The sequence below is a fragment of the Streptomyces albidochromogenes genome (assembly GCF_005981925.1).
GTDB classification, from domain to species: Bacteria; Actinomycetota; Actinomycetes; order Streptomycetales; family Streptomycetaceae; genus Streptomyces; species Streptomyces albidochromogenes.
Map to the genome: position 1 here is coordinate 1 of NZ_VBVX01000734.1, position 538 is coordinate 538.

The 538-nt window shown below is 74.2% G+C and carries 1 protein-coding gene; it reads right to left on the minus strand.

Going from position 1 to position 538, the window contains the following annotated elements:
* Nucleotides 1–81: 81 nt before the first annotated feature.
* Nucleotides 82–538: MmpS family transport accessory protein (locus E2E34_RS34980; protein WP_138905799.1), on the minus strand; the 457-nt coding region annotated here is incomplete at its 5' end.

Below are 538 nucleotides of genomic sequence, written 5' to 3' on the forward strand. Positions count from 1 at the left end.
GAACAGCCCGTCACCACCCCGCCCCTCCCGGCGGCAAGAAGGGCGCGGGGAGGGGCGGGGTGGTGACGGGCTGTTCTCGGGTCAGAAGTCGTCGCAGGTGGCGGTCGCGAATCTGCCGGTGGCGGTGGCGGTCCTCGGTTCGTTCCCGTCCACCGTCACCGAGCAGGTGGCCGTGCCGCCCGAGGCTCCGGTGGTGACGATCAGTGAGCCGCCCTTGACCAGGCCGGTCGTGTCGACTTCCTGGCGCCAGGGGAGGCGTGCGTCGGTGACGGTGTTCGAGGAGGCGTCGCCGTCCCGCCAGGTCGTGTACGCGATGGTGACACCCCTGGCGTCGCCCGTCACGGCGTAGCGCACCTTGACGGTCCGGGTCGACTCGTCGTCGACCACCGTGGCGATCGTGGCGATGACGGCGATGCAGCCGCCGGTGAACAGCAGCAGCGTCCCGAGCAGGACCCAGGGCCAGATCCGGCGCCCGCCGGCCGGTCCCGGCCGGCCCGGGGGCGGCGGGCCGCCGGCCGGAGGGCGGGGTCCCCACTGC